Here is an 18,633-nt window from a genome sequence, read left to right as displayed (position 1 = left end):
CGCGGGGGGCACTCCGCCGCCCCGCGGCTGGGGGATCCCGCCCCGCGGCGGCGTGCACCGAGTCCCGCACCGGGTCTTGCACCGGGTTCCGGGCCCCGGCCGGTGCCCCCGCTCCACAGACACCCTCCACGACCTCACGCGTCCCCAGCCGGGGCCCGGCCGTCCCCCGGGGGTGCCCGGCCGGGGTGAGCTTGGGGGCATGAACGGTACCGTGCCGCGCGACCGACGGCGAACGACCTCCACCCCGCCTGCGCCCGGCACCCTCTCCGCCCCCGACGACCCTCCTGCTCCCGCCGTGGCGGCCGGCGCCGACAGCGCGGTGCCCGGCGCTGCGAGGCCCGCCGAACGGCTGGCGGCGCTGCTGGCCGAAGCCGGCACGCACCCCGGTGCCCGCGAGCAGGAGGGACGCTCGCCGGACCGGCCGCCGGGAGCGCGCCCCGGGCACCGCCGGCAGGTCGCCGCCCGGACCCGGGTCCCGGGCACGCTGCTGCTCATCGCCGTGGCCGCGCTCGTCTGGCCAGCCTGGACGGTCCTGGGACCCGGGCAGGACACCGGGGAGGCCCCGGAGACCGCCGGCCGCCCCGTCCTCGCCGAGGCGCAGCTGGACGGTGCTGCCGCACCGGGCGCCCAGCAGAGCGGCGGGCAGGGCCTGGGGCACGGCACCGGGCACGGTGACTCGGCCGGTGCGGACACCGGGGCGGGAACCGGACCCGGGACGGTACCGCCGGGGCCGCCCGGCGCGCCGGCGCCCTCGGCGGGGTCCACGCTGTACGTCCACGTGACCGGGGAGGTGGCTCGCCCCGGCGTCGTGTCCGTCGCGGCCGGGGCGCGTGTCGTCGACGCGGTCGAGGCCGCCGGCGGACTCACGGACGCCGCGGTGACGGACACCGTGAACCTGGCCGCCCCGGTCACGGACGGCCAGCAGGTGCTCGTCCCCGACAGCGCAGCCGCTCCCGTCCCGGACGCCGGGACCCAGGCCGGGCCCGGAGCCCCGCTGCCGCCCGGGGGCCCCGGAACGCCGCCCGGGACCGGGCAGCCGGACGGCGCGGCCCCCGGCGGAGTGCTGAACCTCAACACGGCCACCGCGGCCCAGCTCGAGACCCTCCCACGGGTCGGCCCGGTGCTGGCCGGCCGGATCGTGGAGTTCCGCGAGCAGCACGGCGGATACGCCGCTGTCGCCGACCTCGACGCCGTGCCGGGGATCGGCCCGGCCCTGATGGAGGCCATCGGCCCGCTGGTGACCGTGTGAGGCACCCCGCCGACTGGTGGGCCGGTGCCCTGGAGCACCAGGAGCACCGCGACGCCCGCGCCCCGGGCCGCACGTGGGACCTGCGGCTCGTCCCCGCAGCCCTGGGCGCGTGGCTCACCGGCCTGCTCACCGTGCACCTGCCCCCGGAACGGGTCGCGGCCGCCGGGGCGCTCTACCTGGCGGCGCTGCTGCTCGGCGCCGCCCTGGTGCCCGTCGTGGCCCGCGCCCTCCGGCGGGAGGGGCCCCCGCCCGGGCGGACCCGCGCCGCCGGGCCGTGGCGGGCCCTGCCGTGGTCGGCCGTGGCCCTGAGCGCCCTCGCCGTCACGGCGGTGCTGCTGAGCGACGCGGCCGTCCGGCACGACACCTCCCGGGGCCCGCTCGGGGAGGCCCTCGCCGCAGGCGGGACGCTGGCCGTCACGGCGGAGGTCGCGCAGCCGCCCCGGCGGTGGACCGCGCCCGCCTCCGGGCCCGCACCCGAGGGTGAGGACCGCACCGGCGTGGTCCTCGAGCTGCGCCTCGAGCACGTCACCCACGAGGGCCGTGACGGACCCGCCGACGCCACGGCCACGGTCTTCGCGGACGGGCCCGCGTGGGCGGGGCTGGTCCCGGGCCAGCGGATCACCGCGGTGCTCACCGCCGGCCCGCCGTCCCCCGGGCCCCCGGTGCTGCGGGCCGCCGCCCCGCCCGCGGACCTGCCGGGGCGGGAGCCCGGCCGGCGGGAGCAGGTCCGGGAGCGCTTCGTGCTCGCCACGGCCGGACTGGGCCCCGACGCCGCGGGGCTGCTGCCCGGGATGACCTTCGGCGAGCGCGCCGGGATCGGGCCCGAGCTCGAGCAGGCCATGCGGGACACCGGGCTGACCCACCTGACAGCCGTCTCCGGTGCCAACTGTGCCCTGGTCACGGCCCTGGCAGGGCACGCGGCGCTCTCCTTCGGCGCCGGCCGGCGGGCCTGCCTCACCGCCGGCCTCGGCGCCCTGGCGGCGTTCGTGCTCCTCGTCGGCCCCGACCCCTCCGTGCTGCGCGCGGCCGTGATGGGGGGACTCGCCGCCCTCAGCCTGCTCACGGGACGCACCGCCGTGTCCCTGGCCACCCTCTCGGGCGCCGTGATCGTCCTCGTCGTCGTTCGCCCGGCGCTCGCCGCCGAGTACGGCTTCGTGCTCTCGGTGCTGGCCACCGCGGGGATCGTGGTCAGCGGCCGGCCCCTGACCCGGTGGCTGGGCACCGGGGTGCCGGACGTGCTCGCCGTGGCGGTCGCGATCCCGGCGGCCGCCCAGCTGTGGTGCGCCCCGGTGCTCGTGCTCCTCCAGCCCGCCGTGCCCGTGTACTCGCTGCCGGCCAACGTCCTCGCCGCACCGCTGGTGCCGGTGGTCACCGTGTGCGGGCTGGCAGGCCTGCTGCTGCTGAACCTCGCCGGCGGCGCAGGGGCCGCGGCGGCCCTGCTGCCACTGGAGGCGGGCGCGCTCGCGGCGCGGCTCGTCGCCGGCACTGCCCGGGCGCTGGCCGGGGTCCCGGGGGCGCTGGCCCCGTGGCCCCAGGGCCTGCCGGGCGTGTTGCTGATGACCCTGGCCGCCGCGGCGCTCCTGTGCACCGTGCACGCCCTCGACGTGCGCCGTCGGCGCCCGGCCCCGACGGCCGGGGCCCTGCACGAGGGCCCCGCCCCGGCCCCCTTCCCGGAGGAGCACTGGCGGGGGCTGGCCCACCTGCGTCGGCGCCGGCGCACGGCCGCCGCCGCGGCCGTGCTGCTCGTCGTCGCGCTGCTGGCCGTCCGCGCCGCCGTGGACGGCCGGCGCCCGCCGCCGGTGTGGGAGGCCGTGCTCTGCGACGTGGGCCAGGGGGACGCCGTCCTCCTGCGCACCGCGCCCGGGCGGGCCGTACTCGTGGACACCGGTCCCGAGCCGCAGGCCCTGGCCCGGTGCCTGCGGCGCAGCGGGGTCGAGCACCTGGACCTCGTCGTCCTCAGCCACGCCCACGCGGACCACACCGGCGGGCTGCCCGCGCTCGCGCAGCACGGGCGGATCGGCGAGGTCTGGTACGCCACCGCGGGTGCGGCGCCGCCGGGCGGGCTGACCGAGGCCCTGCCGGGGACCCCGGCCCGCCGTCCCGTCCCCGGGGAGACCCGGACCCTGGGCGGACTGCGTCTCACCGTCCTCGCCCCGCCGCCGACCGCACCGGGGCGCTGGAGCGACCCGACCTCCTCCGACGAGAACAACGCCTCTCTCGTGCTGCGCGCCGAGCTCACCGGCGAGGACGGCGTGACCACCTCCTGGCTGCTCACCGGGGACCTCGAGGAGGACGGCGCCCGCGCCCTCCTGCGCACCGCCGGCCCGCTCGTCGACGTCGACGTCCTGAAGGTCTCCCACCACGGCGCCCGCAACGGCGGCACCGCCATCATCGACGCCGCCGACCCCGCGCTGGCCGTCGTCTCCGCCGGGCGGGACAACGACTACGGACACCCCCACCCGGCGATCCTCGCCCATCTGGAGCGCAGCGGCGTGCCGTTGCTGCGCACCGACGAGCACGGCGCCGTGGCGATCGTCCAGCGGGAGCACCGCCTGCTCGCCGTGCCCCTGCGCTAGGTGGCGCCGGGGGACCGCCCGTGCCCGCGCACAGTCCTGTCGGCACGCCGGCGTTCAGCGCCGTGTCCGCCCGATGAGCTTGCGGAGCTCCTCGGCCCACAGGACCGTCGACCCGATGGCCACGGCCACGCACCACTGGGCGCCGGTCAACGCGGCGGTGTCGAACACGCCCTGCAGCAGCGGGGTGTGCACCACCGCGGCCTGCAGCACCACGACCGCGGCCAGGGCCGCCCAGACGGCGCGATTGCTGAACGTGCGCCGGCTGAACACGGTGCGGTGCTCGGAGCGGACGTTGAGCAGATTGAAGACCTGGAAGAAGACGAAGGTGGTGAACGCCAGGGCCGTGGCACCGGCGGCCGGGATGCCGGGGAACCATGTGCCGGCCAGCAGCAGCACCGACAGGGTGCCCGCGGTCATCACGGTCGCGGCCAGGAGGATGCGCGCCACCCGCCCCCTCGTCAGGAGGGCCTCCCCGGGCGGGCGCGGCGGACGGCGCATCACCTCGGGGTCGGTGGGATCCACGCCCAGGGCCAGGGCGGGGGGACCGTCCATGATGACGTTGACCCACAGGATCTGCAGGGCCGTGAACGGCGCGCCGCCGGCGATCCCGGTCACCCCGCAGATCAGGAAGACCATGACGAACCCCCAGGTCGTGGAGAGCTGGAAGCGCACGAACTTGAGGATGTTGGCGTAGATGCCCCGTCCCTCCTCGACGGCGGCCACGATGGTGGCGAAGTTGTCGTCGGTGAGGATCATCCGGGCCGCGCCCTTGGCCACGTCGGTGCCGGTGATGCCCATGGCGATGCCGATGTCGGCCTGCTTCAGGGCCGGGGCGTCGTTGACGCCGTCGCCGGTCATCGCCACCACCTCCCCGCCCGACTGCAGGGCCTTGACGAAGCGGATCTTGTGCTCGGGGGCGACCCGGGCCAGCACCCCGTAGCCGGTGGCGCGCTCGGCCAGCTCGGCGTCGTCCATCGCGTCGAGGTCCGCTCCGGAGACGGCACGTGCGGGGATCCCGAGGAACTCGGCGATGGCCGAGGCGGTGCGCAGGTGGTCCCCGGTGATCATGTGCACGGCGATGCCCGCGCCGTGCGCCGCGGCGATGGCATCGGCGGCCTCCGGCCGCGGCGGGTCCATGATGCCCACGAGGCAGTACAGGGTCAGGCTCCGCACGAGGTCACGCAGCTGCGCCCCGTCGTCGGGCAGCGGGTCCGCGTCCGGTTCGCCACCGTCCAGGCGGCCGCCGGCGATCAGCAGGGTGCGCAGTCCCTGCCCGGCCAGCTCGTCCACACCGGCGAGGATGCGGTCGCAGTCCTGGGCCGTCAGGGGCCGGGGGCCCTCGGCGGTGAGGATGGAGCCGGCCCGGTCCAGCAGCACGCTCGGTGCACCCTTGACGAACATGCGGTAGCCGGCGCTCCCGTGGGCGACCGTCTGTGCGTGGAAGGTGGCGTGGAACATGTAGGCGGAGTCGAAGGGCACCTCCGCCACGCGCGGGTGCTGCCGGCGTGCCCGCTCGACGTCCACGCCGCCCTTGCCGGCCAGCACGACCAGCGCGCCCTCCGTGGGATCGCCCATCGCCTGCCCGTCGCGCACGGTGGCGTTGCTGCACAGCGCCATCGCGAGGTAGACCTCGGGGGACGGCCGGACCGGGGCGTCGCCGTCACCGACGATGTCCCCCTCCGTGGAGTACCCCTCACCGGTGACCCGGTACGCGGAGCCCTCCAGGAGCAGCTGCCGCACCGTCATCTCGTTGAGGGTGAGAGTGCCCGTCTTGTCCGTGGCGATGTGCGTGGTGGACCCCAGGGTCTCCACCGCCGCCAGCTGCTTGATGATCACCCCGCGCCGGGCCAGGCGGTGGGCGCCCATCGCCAGGGTGAAGGCGACGACCGCGGGCAGCCCCTCGGGCATGGTGGCCACGGCCAGGGACACGGCGGTCAGCATCAGCTCGGTCCAGGGTTGCCCGCGCACCAGGCCGAGGACGACGACGATGCCCACGACCACGAACGCGATGAGGGTCAGCAGACGGGCCAGGCGGTCGATCCGTCGCTGCAGCGGCGTCCGGGCCTCGCCGGCGGCCTCGAGCATCCCGGCGATCGCGCCCATCTGCGTGGCCGCCCCGGTGTCGGTGACCACCCCGACACCGCGCCCGCGGGTGATCTCGGTGCCCATGAAGACCAGGTCGGACCGGTCCCCGAGCGGCACGTCCGGATCGGGGACCGCGGCTGAGCTCTTGTCCACCGGCTGGGACTCCCCGGTCAGAGCCGCCTCGGCGACCTGCAGCTGTGCCGCCTCGAGCACCCGGGCGTCGGCCGGGACGAGGTCCCCGGCCTCCAGCAGCACGATGTCCCCGGGCACCAGCTCGGCCTGGTCCACCTCCACGACGTGGCCGTCCCGGCGCACCCGGGCGGTGACCACGGACAGCGTCCGCAGCGCGGCCAGGGAGGACTCGGCCCGCGCCTGCTGGACGTAGTTGAGCACCGTGTTGAAGCCCACCACCAGCAGGATCACCACCGGTGTCTTCCACTCCCGGGACACGAGCGCGGAGACGACCGCCGCGACCAGCAGCACGACCGTCATCCGGTCCGAGAGCAGGCTCAGGACCTTTCGCCAGACCGGGACCCCGGCGGGCTCTGCCAGCACGTTGGCGCCGTGGCGCCGGGTCCGTTCCGCGACCTGCCCGCTCGACAGCCCCTGCGCCGGGTCCACGCCGAGAACTCCGGTGACGTCTGCGGCGGGACGGATGTGCCAAGGAATGCTCATGGCGGCCTCGCTTGCTCGACTGTGCCCCCAGACTAGCGCCGTCGATCGCGGCCGGTCGGAGCAGGGCAGCACCTTTCCGGCCCCGGCGGCGATCGGCGCCCCGGCCCCCTCCCGGCGAGGCAGCGGCCGGCACCGGGAGCGCTGCGGCTCCGCGGTGCCGGAGGCGACGATCCGGGCGCGGCGCGCGGGCCACCGCTGCGGGCCGGCCCGCCGACCGGAGAACCCGCTTCGGGCGGCTGTCCCGCGAGGACCCGGCGAGCCGGTGCCTCAGCGGATGCCGCTGCGGCGCCGTGCCACCACGGCGGAGCCGACCACGGCGAGCACGCCCGCACCGGCCACGGCGTAGCCCGGGGCGCTGGACGCGGCGGCGGGCGCGGTCTCGGTGACGGACCCGGCGGCGGGACCGGTCTGGCCGGCCGTCGCGGGGGAGACGGCCATGCTCAGGACGCCCAGGGCGAGTGCGGGGACGGCGAGGCGGGGAAGCGCGGTCATGGGGCGTCCTTCGAGGGGGGTGACGGGTCTCACATGCCGTTCCCGACCGTACAGGAGGCCGGCCGTCCGTTCCACCGTTCTCCGCGCCGCGAGTTCCGGCGCAGACCCGCCGGGTCCACCACCCGGCGGCCCGGGCCGGCCGGTGTCCCCACGCCGTGAGAGGCTGGGACCCACCGCAGCACGCGGCCCGACCCGGCCGCCACGACAGGAGGAGGCGGCCATGACCCCACCGAGACGCCCCGCACCCACCGCAGGACCCACCTGGCGCGACGTCGAGCCCGCCCCGCTCGTCCTGCTCACCGGCCCCGAGGACTACCTCGCCGCCCGCGCCCGCGACCGCGTCCGCGCCGCCCTCAAGGACCGGCGCGGCCCCGTCGAGCTGTCCACCGTCGACGCCGCCGCCTACGCCCCCGGGCAGCTCGCGGCGCTCGCCAGCCCCTCCCTGTTCGACGACGCCAAGCTCATCCACGTCACCAACCTCGCCGCCATGAACGACGACTGCCTCGCCGACGGCCTCGCCTATGTCCGGGCACCCGACCCGGACGTCGTCGTGCTCTGGGAGCACAGCGGCGGCAACCGCGGCAAGAAGCTCCTCGACGCCCTCAAGGCCGCCGGCGCCGCCGTCGTCGAGTGCAAGCCCCTCAAGAACGACCGGGACAAGACCGACTTCATCGTCACCGAGTTCCGCACCCACCGGCGCCGCATCGACCCCGACGCCGCCCGCGCGCTCGCGGCGGCCGTGGGCAGCAGCACGGCGGAGCTGGCCGCCGCGTGCGCCCAGCTGCTCTCCGACGGGCCGGAGAGCATCAGCTTCGACGACGTCGAGAAGTACTACGGCGGGCGCGTGGAGGCCACCGCGTTCAAGGTCGCGGACGCCGCGCTGGCCGGGCGCGCGGAGAGCGCCCTCAAGCTGTGGCGCCAGGCGCTCGACACCGGGGTGGACCCGGTCCCGATGGTCGGGGCGCTGGCCGCCAAGCTGCGCACGATCGCCCAGGTGCACGGGACCCGCGGCGGCGCGGGCCAGCTCGCCCAGCGCATCGGGGCGGCCCCGTGGCAGGTGGAGCGGGCCCAGGAGGAGTCCCGGCGCTTCTCCGAGGAGGACCTCGTGCGGGCGCTGCGGGCGCTGGCCGAGGCCGACGCCCAGGTCAAGGGGGAGGGCCGGGACCCCGCCTACGCGGTGGAGCGGGCCATCACGACCATCGCCCTGTCCGGCCGCCGCTGAGCCCTCCCCGGCGCCGGCCTGGCCGGATCGCCGGCGGGACGCACGGAGGCCCCGTCCCTGCGCGGGACGGGGCCTCCGTGCGTCCCGCCGGTGCGGCGGGCGCGGTTCGCGGGGAACCGTGATCAGATCTTGGCGACCAGCTTGGCCAGACCGGACTTCTTGTTGGCCGCGTTGTTCTTGTGCAGGACGCCCTTGCTGACGGCCTTGTCGAGCTTGCGGGAGACGACGCGCAGGGCGTCCTGGGCGGTCTCCTTGTCCGAGGCGCCGACGGCCTCGTCGACGCGGCGGACCAGCGTCTTCAGCTCGGACTTGTACGCGTTGTTGCGCAGGCGCGCCTTCTCGTTGGTGAGGTTGCGCTTCTTCTGGGACTTGATGTTGGCCACGTATAACTCCTTGGCGATGGGTGCGGAATTCGGTCAGTGAGGGCAAACAGGCCGGCCATGTGACTGAGTGGGAGTGGGGACGCCCGTGTGGCGACCGCCCTGCAGTGCCCGACGACCAGCGCGGACACACAGCAGAACAGTCTAGCAGACCGAGCCCCGGCGCCGGGCGGCGCCGACACGGCGCCGTGAGCTCAGCCGCGCAGGCGGTGGAGCCGTCCCGCCACCCGGTCGAAGAGGTGCTCGGGCAGCACCGCGCCCTCCCGCCGGACGTCGGCGGGCAGCACCTGGACCACGCGGTCGAGCCTGACCTCGGAGGGCCGGCCACGGGGGTCCCACGGCCCGGTCCCGACGTCCACGCGGTCGGGATCCTGCGCCGGCCCGTCGTGGTGGTCCCGCGAGGTGAGCATCAGGCACAGCAGGCGGTCCCCGGCCCGGTCCACGACCAGCACGGGCCGGTCCTTGCCGCGGCGGTGGTCCTCCTCGAAGGGCACCCAGGTCCAGACGATCTCGCCGGGATCGGCCTCGCCGTCGGACAGCGGGCGGTAGACGGGCCGGACCGGTCCGGCCCAGTCCCCGGGGTAGGGCCGGGAGAGGCCCTCGGGGCGGTCGGCGCCGGCCCGGGACGGCACGGTGGGCCGGGGCCGCGCCGGACGGGAGACGGCGCTCCCGCCCGGCCGGGGGCGCTCCGGGCGGTGTCGTCCGGCGCGCCGGTAGGTGTCAGCGGCGCGGGCGGCGAGCCGGGCCAGGGTGCCGAGGTTCAGCGTCATGCGCCCACTCTAGCCAGGGGCGTTCCGGCGTCGCCGGTCCCCTGCGGAGCGAAATGGCCCTCCATGACCGAACGTGGGAAACTGGACAGCTGAATCACCCGGCGCGTCCACCCGCCGGTAGCCCCAGGACCTGCCGGAAGCGACGATCTCCCGGAGAAAGGACCGCCCGTGTCACCGCTGGCCGTCAACCCCCCGGTTCCCGCCTCGACCGACCCGTCGATCCTGCGCAACTTCTGCATCATCGCCCACATCGACCACGGCAAGTCCACGCTGGCGGACCGGATGCTGCAGGCCACCGGCGTGGTCACCACGCGCGAGATGAAGGCCCAGTACCTGGACCGGATGGACATCGAGCGCGAGCGCGGGATCACCATCAAGTCCCAGGCCGTGCGGATGCCCTGGAACGTGGACGGCCAGGACTTCGCCCTGAACATGATCGACACCCCCGGGCACGTGGACTTCACCTACGAGGTCTCCCGCTCCCTGGCCGCCTGCGAGGGCGCGCTGCTGCTGGTGGACGCCGCCCAGGGCATCGAGGCGCAGACCCTGGCGAACCTCTACCTGGCCATGGAGAACGACCTCACGATCATCCCGGTGCTGAACAAGATCGACCTGCCCGCGGCCCAGCCGGAGAAGTACGCCCAGGAGCTCGGCAACCTCATCGGCGTGGACCCGGAGGACGTGCTGCGGGTGTCGGGCAAGACCGGCGAGGGCGTCGAGGCCCTGCTCGACCGGATCGTGGAGCTGATCCCCGCCCCCCAGGGCGCCGCGGACGCACCCTCGCGGGCCATGATCTTCGACTCCGTCTACGACACCTACCGCGGGGTGGTCACCTACGTCCGGGTGGTCGACGGCAGGCTGACCCCCCGCGAGCGGATCCGGATGATGTCCACCGGCGCGCAGCACGAGCTGCTGGAGATCGGGGTCATCTCACCGGAGCCCAAGCCCACCGAGGGCCTCGGCGTGGGCGAGGTGGGCTATCTCATCACCGGGGTCAAGGACGTGCGCCAGTCCCGCGTGGGGGACACCGTGACCAACCACCAGCGGCCGGCGGCCGAGAACCTGGGCGGCTACGAGGACCCCAAGCCCATGGTCTTCTCGGGACTGTTCCCCATCGACGGCTCCGACTACCCGGTCCTGCGCGACGCGCTGGACAAGCTCCAGCTCAATGACGCCGCCCTGGTCTACGAGCCCGAGAACTCCGCGGCCCTGGGCTTCGGCTTCCGCTGCGGCTTCCTGGGCCTGCTCCACCTGGAGATCGTCCGGGAGCGCCTCGAGCGCGAGTTCAACCTCGACCTGATCTCGACGGCGCCCTCCGTGAGCTACAACGTCACCCTCGAGGACCGCTCCGAACGCGTGGTCACGAACCCGTCGGAGTTCCCCGAGGGGAAGATCGCCGAGATCCGGGAGCCCATGGTCGCCGCGACGGTGCTGGCCCCGTCCGAGTTCATCGGCGCGATCATGGAGCTGTGCCAGTCCAAGCGCGGTCAGCTCAAGGGCATGGACTACCTCTCGGAGGACCGGGTGGAGCTGCGCTACCGGCTGCCCCTGGCCGAGATCGTCTTCGACTTCTTCGACCAGCTGAAGTCGCGCACCAAGGGATACGCCTCCCTGGACTGGAAGGCCGAGGGCGAGGAGGCCGCGGACCTCGTGAAGGTGGACATCCTGCTGCAGGGCGAGCCGGTGGACGCCTTCAGCGCGATCACCCACCGGGACAAGGCGTACGCCTACGGTGTGATGATGACCGGCAAGCTGCGCGAGCTCATCCCGCGCCAGCAGTTCGAAGTCCCCATCCAGGCGGCCATCGGCTCCCGGGTGATCGCCCGCGAGAACATCCGGGCGATCCGCAAGGACGTGCTCTCCAAGTGCTATGGCGGCGACATCTCGCGCAAGCGCAAGCTGCTCGAGAAGCAGAAGGAGGGCAAGAAGCGGATGAAGATGGTCGGGCGCGTGGAGGTCCCCCAGGAGGCGTTCGTCGCGGCGCTGTCCTCCGACGAGTCCGGGGCGAAGGACAAGAAGAAGTAGTGGCCCCCGCCCAGCCGGAGGGCCTGCCCGGCCCGCTCGACGGACTGCTGCCGCCCTCTGCCGCGGAAGGCTCCGCCGAGCGCACACTGAGTCTCTACGTGCACGTGCCGTTCTGCGCGGTCCGGTGCGGGTACTGCGACTTCAACACCTACACGGCCGTGGAGCTCGGCCCCGGGGTGTCCCAGGACGCCTACGCCGGCGACGCCGCGGCGGAGGTCCGCTGGGCGCGCCGGGTGCTGGACGACTCCGGGGTGGCCACCCGCCCGCTGCACAGCGTGTTCTTCGGCGGCGGCACCCCCACGCTGCTGCCCGCCGAGGACCTCGCCGCGGTGCTCGCGCAGGCCCGCGAGAGCTTCGGGCTCGCCGAGGGGGCGGAGGTGACCACCGAGGCCAATCCGGACTCCGTGACGCCCGGGTCCCTGGCGGTGCTCGCGGCCGCGGGGGTGACCCGGGTGTCCTTCGGGATGCAGTCGGCCGTCCCGCACGTGCTCGCCGTCCTGGACCGCACGCACGACCCCGACAACGTGCCGCGCGCGGTCCGGTGGGCGCGCGAGGCGGGCCTGGGCGTCAGCGTGGACCTCATCCACGGCACCCCCGGGGAGTCCCTGGCCGACTGGGAGCACTCCGTGCGCACGGCCGTGGGCTACGAGCCCGACCACGTCTCGGCGTACTCGCTGATCATCGAGGACGGCACGAAGCTGGCGGCCCGGATGCGGCGCGGGGAGGTCCCGCCGATCGACGAGGACGACCAGGCCGACAAGTACGAGCTCGCCGACCGGATCCTCGCGGAGGCCGGCTTCGAGTGGTACGAGGTGAGCAACTGGGCCCGCCCCGGCACGGACCCCGGGGCCCACCGCAGCCGGCACAACCTCGCCTACTGGCGCAACCAGGACTGGTGGGGGATCGGCCCCGGGGCGCACTCGCACGTGGGCGGGACGCGCTGGTGGAACCTGAAGCACCCCGTGCCCTACACGAACCGGGTGCGCGCGGGACAGTCGCCCGCGGCCGGGCGCGAGATCCTCGACGCGGACACCCGGCACCTGGAACGCGTGATGCTGGAGGCCCGGATCCGCGACGGGCTGCCCACGGCCGCCCTCCCCGAGGGCGGGCGCACCGCGGTGGCCGGACTGATCGCCGACGGGCTGGTGGAGCCCGCGGCGGCGCTGCGCGGCGCGGTGGTGCTGACCCTGCGGGGCCGCCTCCTGGGCGACGCAGTGGTGCGGCGGCTGCTCGCCTGATGCGGGCGCCCCGGTCCGGAGCGCCCGCGCCGGGAGCCCCCCGGTCCGCGGCGCCACGGTCGCGGCTCCTGTCCGGGACGCCGGCACCGGAGCCGGGCACCCCGGTCGGGTGCGCCCGGCGGGCACGGTCTCAGCCGCGCGCGGTGCGCTCCCGGGACCGCGCGCGGAGCCGGTCGGCGAGCCGGTCGTAGAGGCGGGTGTTGAAGCGGTAGAGGTGCGGCTCGCCGCGGTTGACCCTGACCCCGCCGATCAGGGAGCCGACGGCCAGCAGCAGCCACGCGGCAGCGGCGGCGAGCGCGAAGAACCAGCCGATGAACGGCACCGGGGCGAGCAGGATCCCGGCCACCACCACGAGGGTCGGCAACAGGGTGAAGTTCATGGCCTCCATCGACTCCTGCTCCGTGAACGGTCCCCGTCCGCGGAAGACGCGGTGGACCAGGAACGAGGGAAGAAAGCCGACGACGCCGCCGAAGTGCGCCAGGGTCGCCCACTGGTGGTCCTCGGTGACGGTCAGCGGCTGGGCCACGGGGGAGAGGCCCTCGAACGGGGCCCCGGCGTCGTCGCGGCTCGATCGGGGGTCGGTCTGCACGGGCACGGATGTCCTTCGGCGGTGGGATCGCGGCGGGGCCGCGGACGGTGGGTGGGACACGACCATCCTACCGACCGGTCCGCCCGGCCGGGCGCCCGCGCCCGCGCGCGTGTGCTTTTGTGACGTCCCGCGGCCGCGCCCGCGCGCGGGGCCGCCGGGTCAGGCCCCGGGGGCGGTGAGGAAGTCGATGAGCTCCTCGACCCGTCCCAGCAACGACGGCTCGAGATCGGCGTAGCTGTCCACGCGGGAGAGGATGTGCTGCCAGGCCCGGCCCAGGTCGCCGGGGGTGCGGTGCGGCCACCCGAGGGCGGCGGCGGTGCCGGTCTTCCAGTCGGTGCCCCGCGGGACCACGGGCCAGGCGTCGACGCCGAGGGTGCGCGGCTTGACCGCCTGCCAGATGTCGACGTACGGGTGCCCCAGCACCAGGACGTTGCCCGCCGCGCCGGGCAGGCGCATGGTCTCCGCGGCGATCCTGGACTCCTTGGAGCCGGCCACGAGGTGGTCCACGAGGATGCCGAGCCGCCGCCCGGGCCCCGGCCCGAACTGCTCCACGGCGGCGGGCAGGTCGTCGATGCCGTGCAGCGGCTCCACGACGATGCCCTCCACTGCCAGGTCGTGGCCCCAGACCTTGGCCACCAGCTCGGCGTCGTGGTAGCCCTCGACCCACACGCGGGAGGCCTTCGCGGTGCTCGCGCGCAGCCCCTCGACGGCCACCGAGCCCGAGCGCGTGCGGGAGGGCTTCTTCGTGCCGGGAGCCTGGCGGGGCCCGACGACGACCACGGGCTCGCCCTCGAGCAGGAAGCCCGGTCCCAGGGGGAAGGCCTTGACCCGCCCCCTCCGGTCCTCGAGGCCCAGCACGCGCATGCCGCCGATGGTCTCCAGGGACACGACGGCGCCGACCCAGCCGGTCGTGACGTCCTCCAGGAGCATCCCCGGGGCGACCGGGACCTCCCTGGAAACGGGCCGGCGGCGGGCGAGGGCGTCGTCGTCGAGGCTGCGCGGCCCCCAGCCGTGGTCGCTCATGGTCGTCCTCCCGGGTCGCCGTGCCGCGCGTCCGGCGCGGATCAGCCGGAAGCGTACCAAACCAGGGGTGCCGGACCGGCCGTCGGGCACGGGGGCTACACTGGACTGCGCTGGCACTGTGGCCGCCCGAGTGCCAAGAAGGCTCGGGGGCGCCGACGAACCGGGGAGGAGCGACGTGAACCATCCGAGACGACTGCAGATCCTGCAGGCCATCGTGGAGGACTACGTGCACTTCCGCGAGCCCGTGGGCTCCAAGGCCCTGGTGGATCGGCACCGGCTCGGCGTCTCCTCCGCGACCGTGCGCAACGACATGGCCGCGCTCGAGGAGGAGGGCCTGATCACGGCCCCCCACACGAGCTCGGGTCGGATCCCCACGGACAAGGGGTACCGCACGTTCGTCGACCAGATCGCGGCCGTCAAGCCGCTCTCGGGCCCGGAGCGGCGGGCCATCCAGCGGCTGCTCGACGACGCCGCGGACATCGACGACGTCATGGAGCGCACCGTGCGGCTGCTCGCGCAGCTCACGCAGCAGGTCGCGGTCGTGCAGTACCCGCACGCCTCCGGGGTCACCGTGCGCCACGTGGAGGTCGTGGACCTCGGGGCCGGCCGGGTGCTCGTCGTGCTGATCCCGACCAACGGCAGGGTGGCCCAGCGGGTGGTCGTGCTGCGGACGCCCCTCGAGGAGTCCCAGCTGCTCGAGCTGCGCGCCCGGGTGCTGGCCGCCGTGGTCGGGCGCTCCCTGACCGCGGTGCCGGACGCCCTCGCGGTGATGGCGGCGGGCACCGCGCCGCCGCTGCAGCCGGCCGCGGCGGCCGTGGGGGAGGCCGTCGGCGCCCTCGCGGCGGGCGGGGCCGAGCACCGGATGGTCATGGCCGGCACCGCCAACCTCGCCCGTGCCACCGGGGACTTCCACCTGAGCATCGGCCCGGTGCTCGAGGCCCTCGAGGAGCAGGTGGTGATGCTCCGGCTGCTCTCCGAGATGGAGCAGGACGCCCGCGGGGTCGCCGTGCGGATCGGCACGGAGAACGCCGAGGGCCCCCTGTCCGAGGCGGCGGTCGTCGCCACCGGCTACGGGCCGCAGTCGAAGGTGGGGGTCGTGGGCCCCATGCGCATGGACTACCCGTCCACGATGGCCGCCGTGCGCGCCGTCGCCCGCTACCTCTCCCGTATCCTCGGGGGCTGAGCCCCCGCGGGCCCCCTTCCCCGGGGCCCTCCAGCGAAACCCACAACAGACCTCTCGACAGAACGGACCACGGTGAGCGATCACTACGAGACCCTGGGTGTGTCCCGGGACGCCAGCCAGGAAGAGATCAAGAAGGCCTACCGCAGGAAGGCCCGGCGGCTGCACCCGGACGTCAACCCCGGCCCCGAGGCCGCCGAGGACTTCAAGCGCCTCTCCCACGCCAACGACGTCCTCTCCGACCCCGAGAAGCGGCGCGTCTACGACGCAACCGGCAACGAGAACGGCACCGACACCGGCTTCGGCGGAGGCTTCCCGGGCACGGGCTTCGGCTTCGCCGACATCTTCGACACCTTCTTCCAGGGCGCCGGCGGCGCCGGTTCCGGCCGGCGCGGGCCCGCGTCCCGCACGCGCCAGGGCCAGGACGCCCTGATCAACGTCCGGGTCACCCTCAAGGACGCGGTCTTCGGCACCGAGAAGAAGATCACCGTGGACACGGCCGTGGTCTGCCCCACCTGCGACGGCACCTGCTGCCAGGCGGGCACCCAGCCCGAGACCTGCGAGGTCTGCCGCGGGTCCGGCCAGGTGCAGCGCCAGGTCCAGTCGATCCTCGGCACCGTGGTCACGGCGGCGCCGTGCGCGACCTGCCAGGGGTTCGGCACCGTCATCAAGCACCCGTGCCACGAGTGCTACGGCGAGGGCCGCGTGCGCGACCGTCGCCCGCTCACCGTGAAGATCCCCGCCGGCGTCTCGACCGGCAACCGGATCCGCCTCTCGGGGCAGGGCGAGGCCGGCACCGCCGGCGGCCCGAACGGCGACCTCTACGTCGAGCTCAAGGTCGACCCCGACCCCACGTTCGAGCGCCAGGGCGACGACCTGCACGCCCGCGTCCGGGTGCCCATGACCTCCGCGGCCCTCGGCACCACCGTCACCCTCGAGACCTTCGACGGCGAGCGCGAGGTGCCCGTGAGCCCCGGCACGCAGACCGGCCACACTGTGACCCTGCACGAGCTCGGGGCCACGCGGCTGCGCGGCGGCGGCCGGGGAGAGCTGTTCGTCCACCTCGAGGTCGAGACCCCCACGGCGCTCGACGACGAGCAGCGCGAACTGCTCGAGCAGCTGTCGCGGCTGCGCGGCGAGGACCAGTCCACCGGCACCACCCTGAACTCCCCGGCCGGCTCCGGCGGCTTCTTCTCCCGGCTCAAGGACAGGTTCTCCGACCTGTGAGCCTGCCGGTCTTCAAGGTCGAGCCGGGCCGGCTCGACGGCCTCGACCCCGGCGCGGCGCTCACCGTCACCGGCCCGGAGGCCCGCCACGCCGTCACCGTGCGCCGTCTCGCGCCCGGTGAGCGCCTCGAGCTCGTCGACGGTGCCGGGACCCGGGCCACGGGGGAGCTGCGCACGGGGGAGCGGGACAGCATGGAGGTCCGCGTCCTCTCGGTGGCCGCCGAGCCGGCCCGCACGCCCCGGCTGGTCCTCGCCCAGGCCCTCGCGAAGGGCGACCGGGACCTGATGGCCGTGGAGACGGCCACCGAGCTGGGCGTCGACGCCGTGGTGCCCTGGCAGGCCGACCGCTCGATCGTGCGGTGGAAGAAGGAGCGCGCCGCCAAGAGCCACGAGAAGTGGGTCCACACCGTCGCGGCCGCCGCGAAGCAGTCCCGGCGGGCGGCCTGGCCCGAGGTGCTGCCCCTGTGCGCGACCCGTGAGCTCGCCCGCCTGCTCGGCGAGCCGGGCACGCGCGGCCTGGTCCTGCACGAGGAGGCGCGCGACTCCCTCGCCGACCTGTCGAGGGCCGAGGGCGCACCGTGGGAGGGCGCCGAGCGGATCGTCCTGGTGGTGGGCCCCGAGGGGGGCATCGCCCCGGCGGAGCTCGACGTCCTGACCGGTGGGCAGGCCCGCACGGTCCGGCTCGGCGCGGAGGTGCTGCGCAGCTCCACCGCCGGACCCGCCGCACTGGCGGTGCTCAGCGCCGCCCTCGGCCGCTGGTCGGCCGGATCCGACTGAGCCGGGCCGGGCGGGTGCAGCCGGCTCAGCCGGTCGGACCGGGCAGGACCTCGACGTCCTTGTCGTCGCGCACGGTCCCGCCCCCGGCGTCCCGGCCGACGACCGTCACCACGTACTCGCCCGGCTCCAGCTCGAGCTCCACCCGGAACGCGGTGGTCCCGCCGCCCTGCGGGAGCACGGCCGCCGCACCGCCCGAGACACGCTCCCCGTCCGGCCCGGTCACGCTCCACCGGCAGCCCCGGACGCCGTCCAGGGCCCGGCCCGACAGGGTGAGGGACCCCTCGGACCGCTCGTCCTGCCGCGGTTCGTCGAGCCAGAGCGGCGCCTCCACCCCGTCGTCGGGCCGGAGGGGGCCGTCGAGGCGCACGGACCCGAAGACCTCCTCGCCGGGCCGTCCGTCCACGAGCACCACGACCTCGGCCTCGGAGCCCACGGGCAGCAGGCCCGCGGTGACCGCCGTGGCGGTCACCGTGTGCGCGAGCTGCTGGAGGGCCAGCCGGACCTCGCGGTCGTCGAGGTCCGTGCGGAAGGCCCCGGACGGCAGGTCCACGGTGATGGTCCCTCCCGGGGACGTCGAGGCGCCCACCCGGTCCACCGGGGACCAGAGGGTCCGGTAGTCCGGGTCCTCCGGGGTCGCCCTGGTCATCAGCGTCGCGGCCGCGGCAATGGGGTCCACGGCCGCGGCCGCCTCCGAGGCGTCGCGGAACTCCCGGAACAACCGCTCCTCGCCGTCCGCGCGGCCCACCCAGTAGACGGGCAGCTTCGTGGTGGGCACCCTGCCGTCGGCGGCGTCCGCCGCGGTGGACGTGGCGGGCGCCGTGGCCGACGTGGTGGCCGACGTGATGGCCGTGCCGTCCAGAGCGGGCTCCGGACCGGTGCCGCACGCGCCGAGGACGAGGACGCCCGCGGCGGAGAGCGCGAGCACGGGGACCCGGCCGCGGGCTCGGGCGGGCCGGGAGCGGGCTGTGGACATGGGGGGACGCTCACCTCGGCATTCCGGGATTCGTGGGGGGCGGTGCCGGCACCGGGGGAGGCCGCACCCGTCCCCCTGCCGGAGGACCGGACCATTCCAGCACAGCGACTGTGGACGCCCCAGCCGAGAAGCCCCGGCAGCCGTGACCGATAC

Annotated in this window: 15 protein-coding genes; 8 read left to right on the top strand and 7 right to left on the bottom strand. The window is 75.3% G+C overall.

Translation table 11 applies throughout. The annotated features are described in order from the left end of the window. The first annotated feature begins 199 nt into the window (after nt 1–199). The gene (locus ABD220_RS06545; RefSeq protein WP_344120897.1) at nt 200–1,249 is read left to right on the top strand and encodes a helix-hairpin-helix domain-containing protein; all 1,050 of its coding nucleotides are present in this window, start codon (nt 200–202) and stop codon (nt 1,247–1,249) included. Further along, nucleotides 1,246–3,825, top strand: a complete 2,580-nt coding sequence (locus tag ABD220_RS06540) for a ComEC/Rec2 family competence protein (protein WP_344120895.1) — start codon at nt 1,246–1,248, stop codon at nt 3,823–3,825. The genes ABD220_RS06545 and ABD220_RS06540 overlap by 4 nt, the downstream gene beginning before the upstream one ends. Nucleotides 3,826–3,879: 54 nt before the next feature. Here ABD220_RS06540 and ABD220_RS06535 read toward each other — a convergent pair whose 3' ends face one another. Together ABD220_RS06535 and ABD220_RS06530 are read right to left on the bottom strand one after the other, a co-directional pair. Then, entirely contained in the window at nt 3,880–6,585 is a 2,706-nt protein-coding gene (locus ABD220_RS06535) for a cation-translocating P-type ATPase (RefSeq protein WP_344120894.1), read from the bottom strand. Between the two features lie 267 nt (nt 6,586–6,852). After that, a complete protein-coding gene (locus tag ABD220_RS06530; protein ID WP_344120892.1) occupies nt 6,853–7,077 on the bottom strand; it encodes a hypothetical protein in 225 nt (74 codons plus the stop codon). Between the two features lie 220 nt (nt 7,078–7,297). Between ABD220_RS06530 and holA the strand changes: the two genes are divergently transcribed. Then, nucleotides 7,298–8,299 carry a DNA polymerase III subunit delta gene (gene holA, locus ABD220_RS06525; protein ID WP_344120890.1) on the top strand — a complete coding sequence of 334 codons (1,002 nt, stop codon included), beginning with the start codon at nt 7,298–7,300 and terminating at the stop codon, nt 8,297–8,299. A 122-nt stretch (nt 8,300–8,421) separates the two neighbouring features. On the opposite strand, the gene rpsT is transcribed toward holA, so the two are convergent. Both rpsT and ABD220_RS06515 read right to left on the bottom strand, forming a co-directional pair. Beyond that, complete coding sequence (gene rpsT / locus ABD220_RS06520; RefSeq protein ID WP_058873591.1) at nt 8,422–8,682, bottom strand: 30S ribosomal protein S20; 261 nt, start codon at nt 8,680–8,682, stop codon at nt 8,422–8,424. Between the two features lie 191 nt (nt 8,683–8,873). Continuing rightward, nucleotides 8,874–9,449, bottom strand: a complete 576-nt coding sequence (locus tag ABD220_RS06515; protein WP_344120887.1) for a type II toxin-antitoxin system PemK/MazF family toxin — start codon at nt 9,447–9,449, stop codon at nt 8,874–8,876. A gap of 168 nt (nt 9,450–9,617) precedes the next feature. On the opposite strand from ABD220_RS06515, the gene lepA reads away from it, so the two are divergent. Together lepA and hemW are read left to right on the top strand one after the other, a co-directional pair. After that, nucleotides 9,618–11,474, top strand: a complete 1,857-nt coding sequence (gene lepA, locus ABD220_RS06510; RefSeq protein WP_344120885.1) for a translation elongation factor 4 — start codon at nt 9,618–9,620, stop codon at nt 11,472–11,474. Continuing rightward, nucleotides 11,474–12,712 (top strand): radical SAM family heme chaperone HemW, encoded by a 1,239-nt coding sequence (hemW, locus tag ABD220_RS06505; RefSeq protein WP_344120883.1) that lies wholly within the window; start codon nt 11,474–11,476, stop codon nt 12,710–12,712. Before lepA ends, hemW begins: the two co-directional genes overlap by 1 nt. Before the next feature lie 130 nt (nt 12,713–12,842). Here hemW and ABD220_RS06500 read toward each other — a convergent pair whose 3' ends face one another. Continuing rightward, nucleotides 12,843–13,307, bottom strand: coding sequence for a DUF4870 domain-containing protein (locus tag ABD220_RS06500; RefSeq protein WP_344120881.1), 465 nt, complete (start codon nt 13,305–13,307; stop codon nt 12,843–12,845). A 153-nt stretch (nt 13,308–13,460) separates the two neighbouring features. Further along, the gene (locus ABD220_RS06495) at nt 13,461–14,324 is read right to left on the bottom strand and encodes a DUF3097 domain-containing protein (protein ID WP_344120879.1); all 864 of its coding nucleotides are present in this window, start codon (nt 14,322–14,324) and stop codon (nt 13,461–13,463) included. A 175-nt stretch (nt 14,325–14,499) separates the two neighbouring features. Between ABD220_RS06495 and hrcA the strand changes: the two genes are divergently transcribed. The 3 genes from hrcA to ABD220_RS06480 all read left to right on the top strand — a co-directional run bounded on the left by hrcA (nt 14,500) and on the right by ABD220_RS06480 (nt 17,507). Beyond that, nucleotides 14,500–15,507 (top strand): heat-inducible transcriptional repressor HrcA, encoded by a 1,008-nt coding sequence (gene hrcA / locus ABD220_RS06490; RefSeq protein WP_344120877.1) that lies wholly within the window; start codon nt 14,500–14,502, stop codon nt 15,505–15,507. Nucleotides 15,508–15,579: 72 nt separating this feature from the next. Continuing rightward, on the top strand, nt 15,580–16,731 hold the full coding sequence (gene dnaJ, locus ABD220_RS06485) for a molecular chaperone DnaJ (RefSeq protein ID WP_344120876.1): 1,152 nt from the start codon (nt 15,580–15,582) through the stop codon (nt 16,729–16,731). Continuing rightward, nucleotides 16,728–17,507: a 16S rRNA (uracil(1498)-N(3))-methyltransferase gene (locus ABD220_RS06480; RefSeq protein WP_344120874.1), complete on the top strand. Its 780-nt coding sequence runs from the start codon at nt 16,728–16,730 to the stop codon at nt 17,505–17,507. Before dnaJ ends, ABD220_RS06480 begins: the two co-directional genes overlap by 4 nt. Nucleotides 17,508–17,532: 25 nt before the next feature. Here the strand turns inward: ABD220_RS06480 and ABD220_RS06475 are convergent, their stop codons facing one another. Further along, entirely contained in the window at nt 17,533–18,480 is a 948-nt protein-coding gene (locus ABD220_RS06475) for a GerMN domain-containing protein (RefSeq protein WP_344120872.1), read from the bottom strand. Nucleotides 18,481–18,633: the final 153 nt, after the last annotated feature.

The sequence above is a fragment of the Kocuria aegyptia genome (genome assembly GCF_039530085.1).
Classification (GTDB): Bacteria; Actinomycetota; Actinomycetes; order Actinomycetales; family Micrococcaceae; genus Kocuria; species Kocuria aegyptia.
This window is presented reverse-complemented; position numbering and strand designations above follow the sequence as displayed.